At 62.5% G+C, this 15,917-nt stretch carries 18 protein-coding genes; 9 read left to right on the forward strand and 9 right to left on the reverse strand.

Features of this window, described 5'->3' with window-relative positions; translation table 11 throughout:
• Window positions 1-58: 58 nt before the first annotated feature.
• Both NKH83_RS03865 and NKH83_RS03870 read left to right on the forward strand, forming a co-directional pair.
• Window positions 59-526 carry a tripartite tricarboxylate transporter TctB family protein gene (locus tag NKH83_RS03865; RefSeq protein WP_352476416.1) on the forward strand — a complete coding sequence of 156 codons (468 nt, stop codon included), beginning with the start codon at window positions 59-61 and terminating at the stop codon, window positions 524-526.
• A 9-nt stretch (window positions 527-535) separates the two neighbouring features.
• Window positions 536-2,047: a tripartite tricarboxylate transporter permease gene (locus NKH83_RS03870; protein ID WP_352802179.1), complete on the forward strand. Its 1,512-nt coding sequence runs from the start codon at window positions 536-538 to the stop codon at window positions 2,045-2,047.
• A gap of 38 nt (window positions 2,048-2,085) precedes the next feature.
• Here the strand turns inward: NKH83_RS03870 and nth are convergent, their stop codons facing one another.
• Entirely contained in the window at window positions 2,086-2,916 is an 831-nt protein-coding gene (gene nth, locus NKH83_RS03875; protein ID WP_352476414.1) for an endonuclease III, read from the reverse strand.
• Window positions 2,917-2,938: 22 nt separating this feature from the next.
• Between nth and NKH83_RS03880 the strand changes: the two genes are divergently transcribed.
• Window positions 2,939-3,433 (forward strand): DUF2244 domain-containing protein, encoded by a 495-nt coding sequence (locus NKH83_RS03880; protein WP_254816825.1) that lies wholly within the window; start codon window positions 2,939-2,941, stop codon window positions 3,431-3,433.
• 9 nt (window positions 3,434-3,442) lie between these two features.
• Here the strand turns inward: NKH83_RS03880 and NKH83_RS03885 are convergent, their stop codons facing one another.
• Complete coding sequence (locus NKH83_RS03885) at window positions 3,443-4,258, reverse strand: class I SAM-dependent methyltransferase (RefSeq protein ID WP_352476413.1); 816 nt, start codon at window positions 4,256-4,258, stop codon at window positions 3,443-3,445.
• A gap of 114 nt (window positions 4,259-4,372) precedes the next feature.
• Here NKH83_RS03885 and NKH83_RS03890 point away from each other — a divergent pair, with 114 nt between their 5' ends.
• From NKH83_RS03890 to NKH83_RS03905, 4 genes are all read left to right on the forward strand, one after another.
• A complete protein-coding gene (locus NKH83_RS03890) occupies window positions 4,373-5,266 on the forward strand; it encodes a methylated-DNA--[protein]-cysteine S-methyltransferase (protein WP_254816823.1) in 894 nt (297 codons plus the stop codon).
• 102 nt (window positions 5,267-5,368) lie between these two features.
• Window positions 5,369-6,277 carry a ribokinase gene (locus NKH83_RS03895; protein ID WP_352476412.1) on the forward strand — a complete coding sequence of 303 codons (909 nt, stop codon included), beginning with the start codon at window positions 5,369-5,371 and terminating at the stop codon, window positions 6,275-6,277.
• 6 nt (window positions 6,278-6,283) lie between these two features.
• Window positions 6,284-7,744 carry an amidase gene (locus tag NKH83_RS03900; RefSeq protein WP_352802183.1) on the forward strand — a complete coding sequence of 487 codons (1,461 nt, stop codon included), beginning with the start codon at window positions 6,284-6,286 and terminating at the stop codon, window positions 7,742-7,744.
• Window positions 7,745-7,847: 103 nt separating this feature from the next.
• Window positions 7,848-8,462, forward strand: coding sequence for a LysE family translocator (locus NKH83_RS03905; RefSeq protein ID WP_352476410.1), 615 nt, complete (start codon window positions 7,848-7,850; stop codon window positions 8,460-8,462).
• A gap of 125 nt (window positions 8,463-8,587) precedes the next feature.
• On the opposite strand, the gene NKH83_RS03910 is transcribed toward NKH83_RS03905, so the two are convergent.
• The gene (locus NKH83_RS03910; RefSeq protein WP_352476409.1) at window positions 8,588-9,529 is read right to left on the reverse strand and encodes a nucleoside hydrolase; all 942 of its coding nucleotides are present in this window, start codon (window positions 9,527-9,529) and stop codon (window positions 8,588-8,590) included.
• Between the two features lie 144 nt (window positions 9,530-9,673).
• On the opposite strand from NKH83_RS03910, the gene NKH83_RS03915 reads away from it, so the two are divergent.
• Complete coding sequence (locus tag NKH83_RS03915) at window positions 9,674-10,099, forward strand: Hsp20 family protein (protein WP_023675270.1); 426 nt, start codon at window positions 9,674-9,676, stop codon at window positions 10,097-10,099.
• A gap of 63 nt (window positions 10,100-10,162) precedes the next feature.
• Entirely contained in the window at window positions 10,163-10,420 is a 258-nt protein-coding gene (locus tag NKH83_RS03920) for a BQ00720 family protein (protein ID WP_023675269.1), read from the forward strand.
• 111 nt (window positions 10,421-10,531) lie between these two features.
• On the opposite strand, the gene ptsN is transcribed toward NKH83_RS03920, so the two are convergent.
• The 6 genes from ptsN to lptC form a co-directional block, all read right to left on the reverse strand.
• Window positions 10,532-10,996 (reverse strand): PTS IIA-like nitrogen regulatory protein PtsN, encoded by a 465-nt coding sequence (ptsN, locus tag NKH83_RS03925; RefSeq protein ID WP_023675268.1) that lies wholly within the window; start codon window positions 10,994-10,996, stop codon window positions 10,532-10,534.
• A gap of 58 nt (window positions 10,997-11,054) precedes the next feature.
• The gene (gene hpf, locus NKH83_RS03930; protein WP_023675267.1) at window positions 11,055-11,639 is read right to left on the reverse strand and encodes a ribosome hibernation-promoting factor, HPF/YfiA family; all 585 of its coding nucleotides are present in this window, start codon (window positions 11,637-11,639) and stop codon (window positions 11,055-11,057) included.
• Between the two features lie 291 nt (window positions 11,640-11,930).
• Complete coding sequence (rpoN, locus tag NKH83_RS03935) at window positions 11,931-13,457, reverse strand: RNA polymerase factor sigma-54 (RefSeq protein WP_352476408.1); 1,527 nt, start codon at window positions 13,455-13,457, stop codon at window positions 11,931-11,933.
• Between the two features lie 197 nt (window positions 13,458-13,654).
• Entirely contained in the window at window positions 13,655-14,473 is an 819-nt protein-coding gene (gene lptB / locus NKH83_RS03940; RefSeq protein WP_023718959.1) for an LPS export ABC transporter ATP-binding protein, read from the reverse strand.
• Window positions 14,473-15,081, reverse strand: a complete 609-nt coding sequence (locus tag NKH83_RS03945; RefSeq protein WP_254816816.1) for an LptA/OstA family protein — start codon at window positions 15,079-15,081, stop codon at window positions 14,473-14,475. The genes lptB and NKH83_RS03945 overlap by 1 nt, the downstream gene beginning before the upstream one ends.
• Window positions 15,068-15,781, reverse strand: a complete 714-nt coding sequence (gene lptC / locus NKH83_RS03950; protein WP_352476407.1) for an LPS export ABC transporter periplasmic protein LptC — start codon at window positions 15,779-15,781, stop codon at window positions 15,068-15,070. The genes NKH83_RS03945 and lptC overlap by 14 nt, the downstream gene beginning before the upstream one ends.
• Between the last annotated feature and the right edge of the window lie 136 nt (window positions 15,782-15,917).

Here is a 15,917-nt window from a genome sequence, read left to right on the forward strand (position 1 = left end):
GCGCCCCGTTTTTTTACACCGGCATCGGCACGCCCATGAGGCGAGCCGGGAGGACGCAATGAAACCTTTCGCAATCGACAGGACCAACGGCATATGCGCCGCGCTGTTGGTCTTTATTGGCGCCTTTTTCGCGCTGCAGTCGCTGGGCCTCGAAATCGGCACCGCCTTTCGCATGGGGCCCGGCTATTTCCCGCTCGTGCTGGCGATCGTGCTGATCCTGCTTGGCGCCGCCATCCTTGTCCAAGCGGTGCGTTTCGAGAGCGAGCCGATCGGTTACATTGCGTGGCGCGGCATGCTGTTTATCCTGCCTGCTCCGATCTTCTTCGGCCTGACGGTGCGCGGCCTCGGCTTCATCCCGTCGATCTTCCTGACGGCGCTGATCGCATCGTTCGGTAGCGGCCGCATGAGGCCGCTGACCGCACTCGTGCTGTCAGCTGGCCTGACGCTGTTCGCATTCGTCGTCTTCAGCTACGCACTCGGCCTGCCGTTCCGGCGTTTCGGCCCGTGGTTGCCACTGTCGTTGTGAGGAGATGAAATGGAACTCCTCAGCAACCTCGCACTCGGCTTTTCGACAGCCACATCTTTGGCAAACCTCGGCTTCTGCCTGATCGGCGTCCTTCTCGGCACGCTGATTGGCGTCCTGCCCGGCATCGGTGCCACCGCAACCATCGCCATGCTGTTGCCAATCACCTTCCAGATCGGCGACCCGGTTTCCTCTCTCATCATGCTCGCCGGTATCTATTACGGCGCGCAGTATGGCGGCTCGACCACCGCCATTCTCATCAACATGCCCGGCGAATCCTCGTCGGCCGTCACCGCAATCGACGGCTATCAGATGGCCAGGAACGGCCGCGCCGGAGCAGCCCTGGCGACCGCGGCGATAGGCTCGTTCTTTGCCGGCACGGTGTCGACCTTCCTCCTCGCCATCTTTGCCCCACCGCTGACGGCGATAGCGCTGAGATTCGGCGCGGCCGAGTATTTTTCGCTGATGATCGTCGGCCTGGTCTCGTCCGTCGCGCTCGCCCACGGCTCGGTCGTCAAGGCGCTGGCTATGGTCGTGCTCGGCCTGCTGCTGGGACTTGTCGGCACCGATATCTACACGGGTACGCCCCGCTTCACACTCGGTATCCGCGAATATGCCGACGGGCTGAATTTCGTCGCGGTGGCGGTCGGCGTCTTCGGCGTCGCCGAGATATTGCGCAATCTCGAAAACGAGCATGAGCGTTCCGTGCTGATCCGAAGGATCTCCGGCCTTATGCCGAGTAAAGAAGATTTTCGGCGCATGGCGGCTCCCATCGTGCGCGGAACGATCATCGGTTCGGCGCTCGGCATCCTGCCCGGAGGCGGCGCGATCCTTGCCGCCTTTGCGTCCTACACCGTCGAAAAGCGCGTCTCGAAAAACCCGGGGGAATTCGGCAAGGGCGCCATCGAAGGCGTCGCCGGACCGGAATCGGCCAACAATGCCGGCGCCCAAACCTCCTTCATCCCAATGCTGACGCTCGGTATTCCGGCCAACCCGGTAATGGCGCTGATGATCGGCGCGATGATCATCCAGGGCATCGTGCCCGGCCCCAATGTCGCCATCGAACAGCCCGCGCTGTTTTGGGGGATCATCACCTCGATGTGGATCGGCAATCTGATGTTGATTGTCTTGAACCTGCCGCTGATCGGGCTCTGGGTGAAACTCCTTACCATCCCCTACTACGTGCTCTTCCCGATCATCATGGCGTTCTGCTCGATCGGCGTTTACAGCGTCAACACCAATGTCTACGACCTCTATGCCGTCGCCTTCTTCGGCTTGCTTGGCTACCTCCTGACCAAGCTGCGCTGCGAACCTGCGCCGCTGCTGCTCGGCTTCGTGCTCGGCCCGCTGCTTGAGGAAAACCTGCGCCGCGCCATGATCCTCTCGCGCGGCGACCCAAGCACCTTCGTGACGCGGCCGATCAGCGCCAGCCTGCTCCTCATCGCGCTCGCCGTGCTCGTCATCGTCTTTCTCCCCGCGGTCAAGAAGAAGCGCGAAGAGGTGTTCGTCGAGGAGAGTTCCTGAACATGGATGTCGCCGCATAACAGGAACTTTAGATTCAGCTAGCGGGCAGTGGTTGCCGCTGCTCGGTCCTGAGTTGCTTCCACTGGCCCGAGCGGCCCGATCTCGACCAGTGGTGCAGGCACGCTGGTCGTCTTTTCCTTGGCCTTGCAGATATCGGCGATGACGCAGGCCGGGCAATCCGGCTTGCGTGCCTTGCAGACATAGCGGCCGTGCAGGATCAGCCAATGATGCGCATGCCGGATATATTCATCCGGAATGATCTTCAGGAAACCTTGCTCTACCTGTTCCGGCGTCTTGCCCGGCGCCAGGCCGAGCCTGTTACCGATGCGGAAGATGTGCGTGTCGACTGCCATCGTGTGCTGGCCGAAGGCGACGTTGAGCACGACATTGGCGGTCTTGCGGCCGACACCCGGCAGCTCGACCAGTTGATCGCGATCCTCAGGCACTTCGCCGCCATGGTCACGGATCAGCGCCTCGGACAGCGCGATGACGTTCTTGGCCTTATTGCGCCATAGCCCGATGGTGCGGATATGGTCGCCGAGCTTGGCCTCGCCCAGCGCCAGCATCTTTTGCGGCGTGTCGGCAATTTTGAACAGCGCCCGCGTCGCCTTGTTGACGCCGGCGTCCGTCGCCTGAGCCGAAAGCACCACCGCCACCAGCAGCGTGAAGGGGTTGATATGTTCGAGTTCGCCTCTCGGCTCCGGCCGCTGAACGGAAAAACGGCGAAAAATCTCATGCACCTCGGCCGGGCTGTAAAGCACCCGCGATCTCGCCGGCCGCGGACGCGGCTTGGCGTTCGAGCCATCGCGGCGGCCGGGCAGCAGGTCTTTTTTGAGCGCGGAAGAGTTTTTGTGCTTGGGGCTTGTCATTGCCTTCCTATAATATTCCCCAATGAGCGACACAAACGCCTCATTTCAGGCCGACGAGCCATTCTTCCAGGCGCTGCTGACACCGCACCGGTCGCTGGGCAAGACCGGCTTTGCCATCCTGATGGGCGCACTGCTGTTCGGGTGGCTGGTGACCGGAGCGTTCTTTCTGTCGCGCGGCGCCTGGCCGGTGTTCGGCTTCTTCGGCCTCGACGTGATCGCCGTCTATATCGCCTTCCGTGCCAATTATCGCGCCGCCCGGGCTCGCGAGGAGGTGTCGGTGTCGCGCACCAGCCTCGATATCCGCAAGACTGCCCCGTCGGGCAAATCGGAATCACACCGCTTCAATCCGTTCTGGGCACGCTTTTCGATCGCCCGCCACGCCGAGATCGGCATCACCAGAATGGCGGTCGAGGCGCAAGGAAAAACCGTCTCGATCGGCGCCTTTCTCAACCCCGACGACCGCGAGAGTTTTGCCACCGCATTTTCGCGCGCTCTGGCGACCGCCAAGGCGCGCTGAGCCAGCGTTTCAGAACCGATAGCGCAACAGCCTGCCGATCTTGCGCAATGCTGGAATGTATTTCCAAAGGCGAACAAACAGTTTCGCGAGCCAGCGCATGCGAGCGGCATGTTCCGGCTTATAGGCAGGGATGTCCTCGATGAACCGCAGCTTCGGAACGGCTCGCTCCAATTCATGCGGGTTCTCAATGCTCCAATGGACCTCGGCGCCGGTGGCGCGGAAGGAGGAATTGAGGCGAATGATCTTCAGGCCCAGGCGACTATAGGCATCGAAAACCAGTTCGCCGCTCGAAAGATGTCCCACCAAACGAGAAAACAGTTGCTGCCCGTCCTCGGCGGCCAGGTAGGGAGTCAGGCCTTCCGCCACGACTATGGCCGGGCGATCCCGAGGTACTTCATTCAGCCATCCAGGTTCGGTGAGCGACGAAGCGATCAGGTGGTAGCGATCCCGCACGGGATAGAGCCTGCGCCTGAGGTCGATGACTTCGGGATAGTCGACGTCGAACCAGTCCACGCCGGCTGGCGGGTCGATACGGAATATGCGCGTGTCGAGCCCACACCCCAGATGCAGCACGATGGCGTCAGGATTTCGGGCGAGAAAGTCCTGAACGCAGACGTCCAGCGTCTTTGCCCTGATTGCCAGACCGATGCCGAGATTGTTGTCGACCTTGAGCCGTGAGAAATCATAGTCGATGTTGCGCACCGCCTCATCGGCAAAGTAGTCCCTGAGCAGCGAATTGGGCAGCCGGCTCTCCAGCGCCTTGCCGTAAAGTGTCAAAAGCAAAGTCTCCTTTGCCCCGGTCAGGTTTACTTTTTCACCAGCCACGACCGTCCTCCCCATTCAAAGCCAGCTCTATCTGGGTACATGCTGCGGGAAAGCAAGTTTCGGGTGGTGATCGCCGCCGCGAAGGACGATATTCGCACGCAAGGAGATACTGCCATGAACGCCCAAATGCCTCTCAAAACGACAGCAATCCTTCAGAAAGACATCACCCCTGAAGGCGGTGACTACGAAATCGTCCGTCGTGCCATCGAAAAGATCAGCCTCGACTATCGCGACCAGCCTTCGCTGGAAGTGCTGGCCGAGGAGGTCGGCGAGACGCCGACCGGGCTGCAGAAGCTGTTCACCCGCTGGGCCGGCTTGTCGCCCAAGGCTTTTCTGCAGGCCGTTACCCTCGATCATGCGCGCAAGCTGCTCGATGCCGGCATGCCGCTGCTTGAAACCTCGTTCGAGCTCGGCATGTCCGGTCCAGGCCGGCTGCACGATCTGTTCGTCACCCACGAAGCGATGTCGCCGGGCGATTACAAGACGCGCGGCGCCGGGCTCACCATCCGCTACGGCTACCATATCTCGCCTTTCGGCATCGCCCTGATCATGGTGACCGACCGCGGCCTCGCCGGCCTCGCCTTCAACGACCCGGGCGGCGAGCGTGCGGCCTTTGCCGACATGTCCAGCCGCTGGCCGAACGCTAGCTATGTCGAGGACATGGCTGCAACGGCGCCCTATGCCGCGCGCATTTTCGATCCGACGCTGTGGCGCGCCGACCAGCCGCTCCGCGTCGTCATGATCGGCACCGACTTCCAGGTCCGCGTCTGGGAAGCCTTGCTGCGTATTCCGATGGGCCAGGCCTGCACCTATTCCTCGATCGCCGCGCGCATCGGCGCACCGAGCGCCAGCCGGGCTGTCGGTGCCGCGGTCGGCGCCAATCCGATGTCCTTCGTCGTCCCGTGCCACCGGGCTCTCGGCAAGTCCGGTGCGCTCACCGGCTACCATTGGGGCCTGACCCGCAAACGCGCCATCCTCGGCTGGGAGGCGGGACAGGTCTCTTCGTGAATAGCCAAAGAATGGAACGATAGGAGCGATGTAAGGACCGCTGGGGTGACAAGCAGCGATCTTACGGAGTAGCTTCCCGCATGCGTTAGCGGGAGGCACTTCTTGATCGTCGTCATCGGCTCCATCAATCTCGACCTCATCGCCAGTGTCGACCGCTTGCCCGGTCCCGGCGAGACGGTGCGCGGCTCCGGTTTCGCTACTGCCCCCGGCGGCAAGGGCGCCAACCAGGCGCTGGCCGCCGCCCGCGCCGGGGCCAAGGTGCGCATGGTCGGCGCAGTCGGCAAGGACAGCTTCGCCGGCGAGGCTCTGGCGCTGCTGCGCGACAGCAAGATCGACCTGTCCGGCGTCGGCGAGACCTTTGCCTCTACCGGTACTGCGCTGATCATGGTCGGCGCCGACGGCGAGAACGTGATCGCTGTCGTGCCGGGCGCCAATGATTCGGTCGTGCCGGGTGACCTTTCCAAGGCCTTCCTGAAAAACGGCGACGTCGTGCTGCTGCAGCTGGAGATCCCGCTGCAGACCGTCGAGGCAGCACTCGACGCGGCAAGGACGGCCGGCGCGATCACAGTGCTCAACACCGCACCTTTCCACAGCGACGCTGCCGGCTTCCTCGGCAAGGCCGACTATCTCGTCGCCAACGAAACCGAGTTCGACCTCTATGGCGAGGCGCTGTCGTTGAGTGGCCGCGACCGCCCGGCGCGGATGCGCGACTATGCCTCGAGAACCGGCCGCACCATCGTCGTCACGCTTGGCCCGGACGGCGTTCTGGCGGCAACGCCGGACGATCTTCTGATGGTTCCGGCGCTGAAGATCACCCCGCTCGACACGGTCGGCGCCGGCGACACGTTCTGCGGCTATTTTGCAGCCGGGCTGGCAGCCGGCCTGCCGCTCGACCAGGCGCTTGCCCGCGCTGCCGCAGCCGGTTCTCTGGCCTGCCTTAAAGCCGGCGCACAGCCGGCCATCCCGCTGGCCAGGGACGTCGATGCCGCCCTGCAGAAATCCGCAGGCTAAAGCGGGATGACAGCCGTGCGCCCGACCACGAAGCATGCGGTGCCGCCCGCCGGCGACATCTGCCGCCTGTCTGCCGTGGAGCTTGCCGAGAAGATCAGACGCCGGCAACTTTCGGTACGCGAAGTGATCGCGGCATTCCTCGACAGGATCGAGGCGGTGAACCCGCTGGTCAACGCTATCGTTTCATTGCGCGAACATGCCGACATCCTGCGCGAGGCCGACAGCGCTGACGCCCATCTGGCGCGAGGAGGAGATACCGGATCGCTGTTCGGCCTGCCGATCGCGATTAAGGATCTTGCGCTGACAAAAGGCCTGAGAACCACCTTCGGCTCGCCGATCTTCGCCGATTTCGTGCCTGAGGAAGACGATTTCTTCGTCGAGCGCGTCCGCAAGGCCGGCGCGATCATCATCGGCAAGACCAACGTTCCCGAATTCGGGCTCGGCTCCAACACCTACAACACCGTGTTCGGACAGACGCTCAACGCATTCGACCCGGCGCTGACCGCCGGCGGCTCGAGCGGCGGTGCGGCGGTCGCGCTGGCGCTCGACATGGTTCCCGTTGCCGATGGCAGCGATTTTGGCGGCTCGCTTCGCAATCCCGCTGCCTACAACAATGTCTATGGGTTCCGCCCGTCGCAGGGATTGGTGCCGGCTGGCCCTGACCTTGATGTGTTTCATGCGCAAATGGGCGTCGAAGGGCCGATGGGGCGTAACGTGCGCGACATGGCGCTGCTGCTCGACGTGCAGGCCGGCTATCATCCTCGCGCGCCGCTGTCGCATGATAAGCCAGGCTCGTTTCTCCAAGGGGTGGAAACGCCGGCGGCCGGAGGGCGTATCGCCTGGCTCGGCGATCTCGACGGTCATCTGCCGGTCGAAGCAGGCATTCTACAGCTTTGCGAGGCAGCACTCGGCCGGTTCGCGGATGTGTCCTTCGAGGCCGAGCCGCTGATGCCGGAATTCGACTTCGAAGCGCTGTGGCAGGCCTTTGTAACGCTTCGGCAGGCGAGCAGCGGTTGTGCGCTCAAGGTGCACTACGATGATCCCTTGAAACGCAGTCTGCTGAAGCCGGAGGCCGTGTGGGAGGTGGAACATGCGCTTCGCCTCACCGCGCCGCAAATCCATGCGGCAACTGTGAGGCGCTCGTCCTGGCATCGAATGCTGCTGTCGCTCTTCGAGCGTTTCGACCTGATTGCGCTGCCAGCCGCACAGGTCTTTCCCTTCGACGTCGCCACCCTCTGGCCAAGGGAAGTGGCCGGGCGTGCCATGGACAGCTATCACCGCTGGATGCAGGTCTCAGCGCTCGCCACGCTGGGCGGCTGCCCGGCGATCAATGTGCCGGCGGGCTTCGACTCCAGGGGCAGGCCAATGGGCATGCAATTGATCGGGCGGCCGCGCGGTGACCCCTCCGTGCTGAGGGCGGCTGCCGCCTATGAGGCAACGCTGCCATGGCAGGCCGGCGCCTGCTGAAATCAGCTCCGCATTGTCGGCGCTTCGCCGACTTGCACGCAACTCATCGCCATGCATTGATCGCGACAGCACGCCGCACGAGCGGCATTCTGCGGAGGGAAAAATGTCGCTGGAACTCTACGCCACCTATGTCGTCGCCTGCATCGTCATCGTCCTGGTGCCGGGCCCGACGGTGACGCTGATCATTGCCAACAGCATACGCCACGGCTCGCGCGCCGGGCTCGCCAATGTCGCCGGCACCCAGGCCGGGCTGGCCATCATGATTGCCATTGTCGGCATCGGATTGACTTCGCTGATCGCCGGCATGGGACATTGGTTCGAGTGGGTCAGGCTGATTGGCGCTGCCTACCTGATCTGGATGGGCGTGCAGATGTTCCGCTCGAAAGGCAAGCTGAACGCCGATGGATCGGCAAAAAAACCGCGCGGTGGCTTTTTCCTGCAAGGCCTGCTGGTAGCAATCAGCAATCCAAAGACGCTGGTGTTCTTCGGCGCCTTCTTTCCGCAGTTCATCGCGCCTGAAGGCAATTACGCGTTACAGATCGGCGTCATGGGTCTCACCGCCATGATCTTCGCCGCAGTGTCGGATTCGACCTACGCGCTGGCCGCCGGCCGCGCCGGGCGCCTGCTGTCGGCCGGCCGCGTCAAGCTGCTGTCGCGGATCAGCGGCAGCTTCCTGGTCGGCGGCGGCCTGTGGCTGGCATTTTCCAAGGCGAAGTAACGGCACCTTTCCCTTCTCCCCTTGTGGAGAAGGTGGCCGAGCGAAGCTCGGTTGGATGAGGGGTGTTCCAGCTTGGCAATGACGGCACTCCGCCCAACCCATCAAGGGGGGATGAAAGACGGCCCTTAAAGCCGCCCCAGCCTTTCCAGCAACAGCTCGAAAAACGCATCGTGGTCGATGTCACGCATCACCATGGCGTTCTTCGGCCGCTTGGTCACGCCCCACCAGTCGATCACGGTCATGCCCATGGTAAGTTCTGATGCGGTTTCCACAGTGACATTGCAGTTGCGGCCCTTGAACAACTTCGGCTTCAACAGGTAGGCGATGACGCAAGGATCGTGTAGCGGGCCGCCGTCGGTGCCGTATTTTTCCTCGTCGAAACGTTCGAAGAATTCCAGCATGTCCGCGGTGGCCGTGCCGACCCGGGTGCCGAGCTTGCGGAAGGCCTTCGTGCGCTTGGCGGTGGTCAGCGCCTTGTGGGTGACGTCCAGCGGCATCATGACGATCGGAATGCCGGATTTGAACACGACATCGGCGGCGTGCGGGTCGACATAGATGTTGAATTCGGCGGTCGGCGTGACATTGCCGCCCTCGAAGAAGCCGCCACCCATCAGCACGATCTCCTTGATGCGCGGTGCGATCTTGGGCTCGCGGATCAGCGCCAGCGCAACATTGGTGAGCGGCCCGAGCGCGCACAGCGTGATCGTGCCGCTCTCCTCCCTCATCAGCGTCTCGACGATGAAATCGACCGCATACTCGTCCTGCAGCTTCATCTTTGGTTCGGGCAGTTGCGGTCCGTTGAGGCCGGTCTTGCCATGCACTTCCTCGGCGGTGACGAGTTCGCGCGCCAGTGGCCGGATGGCGCCTGCATAGACCTTGACGTCCGTCCGGCCGGCCAGTTCGCAGATCTTGCGGGCGTTTTTTTCGGTAAGTTTCAGCGGCACGTTGCCGGCCACCGCGGTGATGCCGACGATCTCCAGCTCGGTGCTGCCGAGCGCCAGCAATATGGCGACGGCATCGTCCTGGCCGGGGTCAGTGTCGATGATGATCCTGCGGGATTGGGGCATTTCAATTCCTTGTTTTGGCAAGTCTTTTTGGGCGGGACGTGTGACGGCTTGAAGTCTGCCGGGCGGCGGACCATATCAAGACCATCGGGAAAAATGCCATCCGGGTTTTTCCACTTTATGTCGCTCTTGAGAGGACACTGTAACATGAGCCGAATGACGCCTTTTTCCAGCCCGCTTCTCCTCGGTTTCGATTCCATGGAAAAGACGCTGGAGCGCTTGGCAAAGTCCGGTGACAGCTATCCTCCCTACAACATCGAGCGCCTCAGCGGTGCCGACGGCAAAACCGAAAGGCTGCGTATCACGCTCGCCGTCGCCGGTTTCGCGGAAAGCGATCTCGATGTCACAACGGAGGAGAACCAGTTGGTCGTGCGCGGCCGTCAGAACGACGACACCGAGCGCGAATTTCTCCACCGCGGCATCGCCGCGCGCCAGTTCCAGCGCTGTTTCGTGCTGGCCGACGGCATGCGGGTGATTGCGGCGGAATTGAAGAACGGCCTTCTGTCGATCGATCTCGATCGGCCGGAGTCCGAACGGCTGGTACGAAAAATAAACATATCGGTGAAAGACTGATTTTTGCCGATAGCTCTCATGCGGGATGGCCTTGAGCGGCGTCTCGCGGCAAGGAGGCTTGAAATGACCAGAACTAACGAAAATATCATCATGACCAGCGGCGAGTTCGCCCATCTCGGCGAAGGTTCGGTAGCCTATCTCAGGAAAGTGTCGAGCGACGATCTGCGCGGCCGTTTCCCGGGCCTCGGCGAAATCGCGCCGGGTCTGGAACTGTGGGCCCTGTTTGCCGCCAATGGCCAGCCGATCCTGCTTTCGGACGCTCGCGACCGGGCACTGGCTGGCGCGCTGGAAAACGATCTGACCCCGGTCGCTATCCACTAACGTCGTTATCCACTGACAACGGCGTCATCAACTGACACATATGGCGCAGCGATCTGGTTGGAAACGGACAGGGCCGCACACGGCGGCCCTTCAAGGGATTTAATCAAAACCTCAGGCGGCGTGCGAGGCCTGCGTGTCCGACAGCAGCGCGTGGATGGCCACGGCGTCGCGCGTGCCTCTGATCTTGGCAACCGTGTCGGCATCGCGCAGCACCCGCGCGATGCGCGACAGCGCCTTGAGGTGGTCGGCGCCGGCACCTTCGGGAGCCAAAAGCAGAAACACCAGGTCGACCGGCTGATCATCGAGGGCCTCGAAGTCCACCGGTGTCTCCAGCCGGGCAAAGACGCCGGCGATCCGCTTCACCCCGGCCAGCTTGCCGTGCGGAATGGCGATGCCGTTGCCGACGCCGGTCGAGCCGAGCCGCTCGCGTTGCAGGATGGTGTCGAACACCTCTCGCTCCGGAATGCCGGAAATCGCCGCCGCCCGTTCGGACAGCAATTGCAGCAGCTGCTTTTTGGAGTTCGCCTTCAACGCCGGCATGATTGCCGGAACGCTGACGAGATCGCTCAGATCCATGCTTGAAATCCCTTGTTCGCCTGCCGTCGCCAGTCCCACGCTCGCGTGCGGCTGGTTTTTACCCCTGCGCGACCTTGGCCGTGGACGGGTCGATCCAGCCGATATTCCCGTCCGGCCGGCGATAGACGATATTGAGATGGTCGTTTCCGGCATTGCGGAAGACCAGGACCGGGCTGTCCTTGGTGTCGAGTTCGATCACCGCCGACGCCACCGACATGGTCCGCAGCGTCATGGTCGATTCGGCGACGATGGCCGGCGCGAAATTCTCCGGTATGTCCTCCTCGTCATCGGCTAGCGGCGCCATCACCGTATAGGCGACGTCGGTGAGCTCGCCGTTGCTATTGCCTGAATTGTGCGACTTCAGCCGGCGCTTGTAGCGCCTGAGGCGCGTTTCCAGACGATCTGCCGCGGTATCGAAGGCAAGCGTTGGATCCTGGGCATCGCCGGTCGCCTGCAGCGAAGCACCGGAGTCCAGCCGGATCATGCAATCGGCCGTGTAGCGCGACCCCGATTTGACGACTACGATTTGCCCTGAAAAGCCCCGATCGAAATATTTCCCGATCACTTCCCCGACACGGTCGTTGATGCGCGTACGGAACGCATCGCCGATATCCATGTGTTTTCCCGATATGCGCAGTGTCATCTGAAAACTGACCTTCCTTGCTCAGGCTTCAAACTGTCCCGAGTTTATACTCGTGGTCCGCGCGCACAAGCTTTTGCGGCGTCACTTGCGCCGATTTTAGATCCGAACTTTCCGGTTGATCACAAGCCGCCTTCTTGGCCGTCCCGTGGCCTACGTCGTGACGGACCATCTCTCGTGCGGGCATCGGCGAACTCAAATCCACTCGCTAGCCCGTCTCATGCGGGCGGGCTTCTAGCCACTTCGTTGCCGCTTGTCAATGAACTGCGAAAGCTGTGGAAATTCCGTCGGAGCTCAACGACCGGCGCTGGCCAAAGCGCGTTTTTCGCGCCGTCGCTGCACCGAAGAGGGTATGTTCATGCCTTCCCGGTATTTGGCCACCGTGCGTCTGGCAATGTCGACCCCGCTTTCCCGCAGCATGTCGACGATGGCATCGTCGGAAAGCACATCGACGGCTTTCTCCTCGTCGATCAGCTGCTTTATGCGGTCGCGCACCGCTTCCGACGAATGCGCATCGCCGCCACCTGACGAAGCGATCGAGGCGGTGAAGAAATAGCGCAGTTCGAACACACCGCGCGGCGTCAGCATGTATTTGTTTGCCGTGACCCGGCTGACCGTTGATTCGTGCATGCCGATGGCGTCCGCCACCGTGCGCAGGTTGAGCGGCTTCAGGTGCCGCACGCCGTGGACGAGAAAAGCGTCCTGCTGGCGCACGATCTCAGAGGCCACCTTGAGAATGGTCTTCGCCCGCTGGTCGAGGCTGCGCGTGAGCCAGTTGGCGTTCTGCAGGCATTCGGCGAGGAAATCCTTTTCCGCCTGGTTTTTCGCATGTGGCGTGACCTGGGCGAAATAGATGTGATCGACCAGCACGCGCGGCAGTGTCTCGGCATTGAGCTCGACCGTCCAGCTGCCGTCATTGGCTGCGCGCACCTCGACGTCGGCCACGATTGCGTCGCTGGCACCGCGCGAAAACGCCATTCCTGGCCGCGGGTCGAGAGCCCGGATCTCGGCCAGCATGTCGAGCAGATCCTCCTCGTCGACACCGCAAATCCGCTTCAGAGTCTGGAAATCGCGCCGTGCCAGGAGTTCGAGATTGGCGATCAGCGCCTTCATCGCCGGATCGAGCCGGTCGCGCACGGCAAGCTGCAGCAACAGGCATTCGGCGAGGTCGCGGGCGAAGATGCCGGCGGGCTCGAATGTCTGGCAGACCGCCAGGACCCTTGCCACCGCCGTAGCGTTCGTGCCGAGGCGGGCCGCGATCTCGGCCATGTCGGCACGCATGTAGCCGGCCTCGTCGAGACCGTCGGCAAGCTCGCTGGCGATCATGCGCGCCGCCGGATCGGCAAAGGCGAGCGCTACCTGCTCGCCGACATGGTCGCGCAGCGTGATGGCAGCCGCCGCCATGTCCGCGACGTCGAAGCCGTCGGAGGAAGAGGTGGAACCGTTGCCGGACGCCGATTTCCATTGCGCCGTCAGGTCGGGCCCGAGCCGCTCGCTCGTACCAGGATCATCGGGAAACAGGTTTTCCAGCGATGTATCGAGCTTTTCCGAGATCGCCTCGGCGCTCCACGCCGTCTCCGCTTCGAACCAGTCGCCGTCGGCAGCCGGTTCCGGTGCAGCGTCGCCCTTCTGCGCCTGGTCGCTGGCGGCGTCCTCCTGCGGTTCGGCACGTTCCAGCAGTGGATTGCGTTCGATCTCGTCGTCGATGAAGCGTTCCAGCTCTAGGTGGGTGAACTGCAGCAGGCGGATCGACTGCATCAGCTGCGGCGTCATCACCAGCGACTGCGACTGTCGTAGCTGTAGTTTTGCCGCCAACGCCATGGTTTGGTTTCAAACGCCCCGTCTACGCACCCGCACTGCTGGAAGGAATTTTCCAGGCCAGCATAGAAACTGGCCCGGCTTTTGCTTGTCAAGGCGAGGAGCGATAAAACTCGCCTGCCAGCGCGTTTTCAGGCAGAAAATTGAAGAAAAAGCTGCTGGACTACGCCGGAAATCCCGTTCGAACCGGAATTTTGCATTTAGAGCGTAAATCCCTCGCCGAGATAAAGCCGCCGCACATCGGCATTTGCGACTATCTCGTCGGCCCGGCCATGGGTCAGCACCTGACCGGCATGGATGATGTAGGCGCGGTCGATCAGGCCAAGTGTCTCGCGGACATTGTGGTCGGTGATCAGCACGCCGATGCCACGTGCCGTCAAGTGGCGCACGAGCTGCTGGATGTCGGCGACGGCGATCGGATCGATGCCGGCGAACGGTTCGTCGAGCAGCATGTAGGCAGGGCGGGTTGCCAACGCACGGGCAATTTCGAGGCGTCGCCGCTCACCACCGGAGAGCGACAGCGACGGAGCCTTGCGCAGATGGCTGATGTGGAATTCCTCGAGCAATTCGTCGAGCAGCCGCTCACGCTCCTTGCGGCTCTTTTCGACCACTTCGAGCACGGCCCGGATGTTTTGCTCGACATTCAGGCCGCGAAAAATCGACGCTTCCTGCGGCAGGTAGCCGATGCCGAGACGGGCGCGGCGATACATCGGCATCGACGTGACGTCGAAACCGTCGATTTCGATGGTGCCTTCATCGACCGGCACTAGGCCGGTCACCATGTAGAAACAGGTCGTCTTGCCGGCGCCGTTGGGGCCGAGCAGCCCAACCGCCTCGCCCGCGCGCACGCCCAGCGTCACGCCGCTGACGACTTTGCGGCCCTTGTAGCTTTTGGTCAGCCCTTTGGCGATCAAGGTTCCCTTGAACTTTGCCGCTTCGACGGTGACCCTGGCCGGTGCCGCAAGTTTGCTGGCGGCGCGCCCTGGAAGACGCGCCAGCAGCGACGATATGCCGGTCATCAGGGTTTCGCTGCTCCAGACTTCGCCGGCGGCGTGATCGACATCATGACGCGGCCGCCGCAAGCGTCGACCTGGGCAAGGCCGCTCTTCATCTGCACGGTAAGCTTGCAGCCGACAAGCACGTTGTCGCCTTGCGAGAGCACGACCTTGCTGCCCGAAAGCACCAGCACTTCGGTCTTCATATCGAAGGTGCCGCGGTCGCCGGTGGCAACCTGATCGTCCGATTTGATGTAGACCTTATCGTCGACCTCGAGATGGTCGATGTTGGCGGATCCGGTCATTGCCGCGGCACCCGCGGGCTGGGCGCCTTTGGCGGCGCCTGCATCCCTGACGTAATAGACCGTCATTTTGCCGGCCTTGAGCACGGTTGGACCCTGGACGACGTTGACGTTGCCGGTGAAGACGGCGACGCTTTCCGCCTGGCGCACCTCGAGCTTGTCGCTTTCGATCTGGATAGGCTTGTCGCCCGACAGCCTGAGGCCGGACATTTGGCTGGTGGCACTGGATTGCGCCAGCGACGGCGCCGTCCCGAAGGTCAGCCCCAAGGGCAACCCAAGCGTTAACGCCGAGATCGCGGCGAGGCGCCGTGCCGAACTACTGAACCGCATTGGTCTCTCCGCTCTTTGCCTCTGCCGCCTTCAAACTGGCGGGATCGATGTCGACGCGCACCTTGTTCTCGAAAATCAGGACCTTGCCATTGTCCTGGACCGACATCGAATCCGCCCTGATCCGCGACCCGCCGCGGCTGACATCGACGGGTTCGCTTGTCTTCATAGTGCCTTCGGCCATGTCGAGATAGACTGATTTGAATTTTGCCACCACGCCATCCGTGGTCGACACGGTCACGTCGCTGGTCAGGCTGAACGTGTTGCCGTCGCGATCGTAGGTGCCGTGCGCAGCACCGATGGCGGCGGTGTTGTCGGCCGCAATCGGCAGCTTGGCCTTGATACCTTCCAGATCGATGATGCCCTGTTTGCTGACATCCTGTATGGCGCGCAGGGCTGTCATCGAATAGGGCAGGTTCTGCTTGGTGAAGCCGTTGAGCTTGGGATTGGCCATCACCAGCTTACCATCGGCAAAGGCGCCGCCGTCGGCCTGCACCTCGATTGCAGCGGGTGCCATGAGATAGGAATAGACCGGAAACGCGACCGCGATCACGGCAGCGACCAGCGGTACGGCCAGCTTCAAGATCCGGACCCGGCGCGAATGACGCTGCGCAATGTCAAACGCGTCGACCCGCGCCCGGCCTGCGGCCTTGGGAGCCAACTCCGTCTCGGTGTTGGTCGGTTCGATTGGTCCCGCTAACATGACTGCTTCTTCTAAACCCCTGCCCGCCAGGCCGCCCTATAGGTGGGATGCCGGCGCCCTCAAGCAAGCACAAGCCGAGGAAAACCGCAAAAATGTGACAGCCGCCCCTGTACAACGAAAATGGCCCCAGCGCAGC

Origin of the sequence: Mesorhizobium sp. M0909 (genome assembly GCF_040319515.1) — a bacterium.
Classification (GTDB): domain Bacteria; phylum Pseudomonadota; class Alphaproteobacteria; order Rhizobiales; family Rhizobiaceae; genus Mesorhizobium.

Excerpts from the sequence above, each read along its gene's own strand:
- NKH83_RS03880 (WP_254816825.1), top strand. The coding sequence starts at position 2,939 with ATGAGCGACACAAACGCCTCATTTCAGGCCGACGAGCCATTCTTCCAG.
- NKH83_RS03945 (WP_254816816.1), bottom strand. The coding sequence starts at position 15,081 with ATGCGGTTCAGTAGTTCGGCACGGCGCCTCGCCGCGATCTCGGCGTTA.
- NKH83_RS03865 (WP_352476416.1), top strand. The coding sequence starts at position 59 with ATGAAACCTTTCGCAATCGACAGGACCAACGGCATATGCGCCGCGCTG.
- NKH83_RS03920 (WP_023675269.1), top strand. The coding sequence starts at position 10,163 with ATGACCAGAACTAACGAAAATATCATCATGACCAGCGGCGAGTTCGCC.
- NKH83_RS03870 (WP_352802179.1), top strand. The coding sequence starts at position 536 with ATGGAACTCCTCAGCAACCTCGCACTCGGCTTTTCGACAGCCACATCT.
- rpoN (WP_352476408.1), bottom strand. The coding sequence starts at position 13,457 with ATGGCGTTGGCGGCAAAACTACAGCTACGACAGTCGCAGTCGCTGGTG.
- nth (WP_352476414.1), bottom strand. The coding sequence starts at position 2,916 with ATGACAAGCCCCAAGCACAAAAACTCTTCCGCGCTCAAAAAAGACCTG.
- hpf (WP_023675267.1), bottom strand. The coding sequence starts at position 11,639 with ATGACACTGCGCATATCGGGAAAACACATGGATATCGGCGATGCGTTC.
- ptsN (WP_023675268.1), bottom strand. The coding sequence starts at position 10,996 with ATGGATCTGAGCGATCTCGTCAGCGTTCCGGCAATCATGCCGGCGTTG.
- NKH83_RS03915 (WP_023675270.1), top strand. The coding sequence starts at position 9,674 with ATGAGCCGAATGACGCCTTTTTCCAGCCCGCTTCTCCTCGGTTTCGAT.
- NKH83_RS03910 (WP_352476409.1), bottom strand. The coding sequence starts at position 9,529 with ATGCCCCAATCCCGCAGGATCATCATCGACACTGACCCCGGCCAGGAC.
- NKH83_RS03900 (WP_352802183.1), top strand. The coding sequence starts at position 6,284 with ATGACAGCCGTGCGCCCGACCACGAAGCATGCGGTGCCGCCCGCCGGC.
- NKH83_RS03905 (WP_352476410.1), top strand. The coding sequence starts at position 7,848 with ATGTCGCTGGAACTCTACGCCACCTATGTCGTCGCCTGCATCGTCATC.
- lptB (WP_023718959.1), bottom strand. The coding sequence starts at position 14,473 with ATGACCGGCATATCGTCGCTGCTGGCGCGTCTTCCAGGGCGCGCCGCC.
- NKH83_RS03890 (WP_254816823.1), top strand. The coding sequence starts at position 4,373 with ATGAACGCCCAAATGCCTCTCAAAACGACAGCAATCCTTCAGAAAGAC.
- lptC (WP_352476407.1), bottom strand. The coding sequence starts at position 15,781 with ATGTTAGCGGGACCAATCGAACCGACCAACACCGAGACGGAGTTGGCT.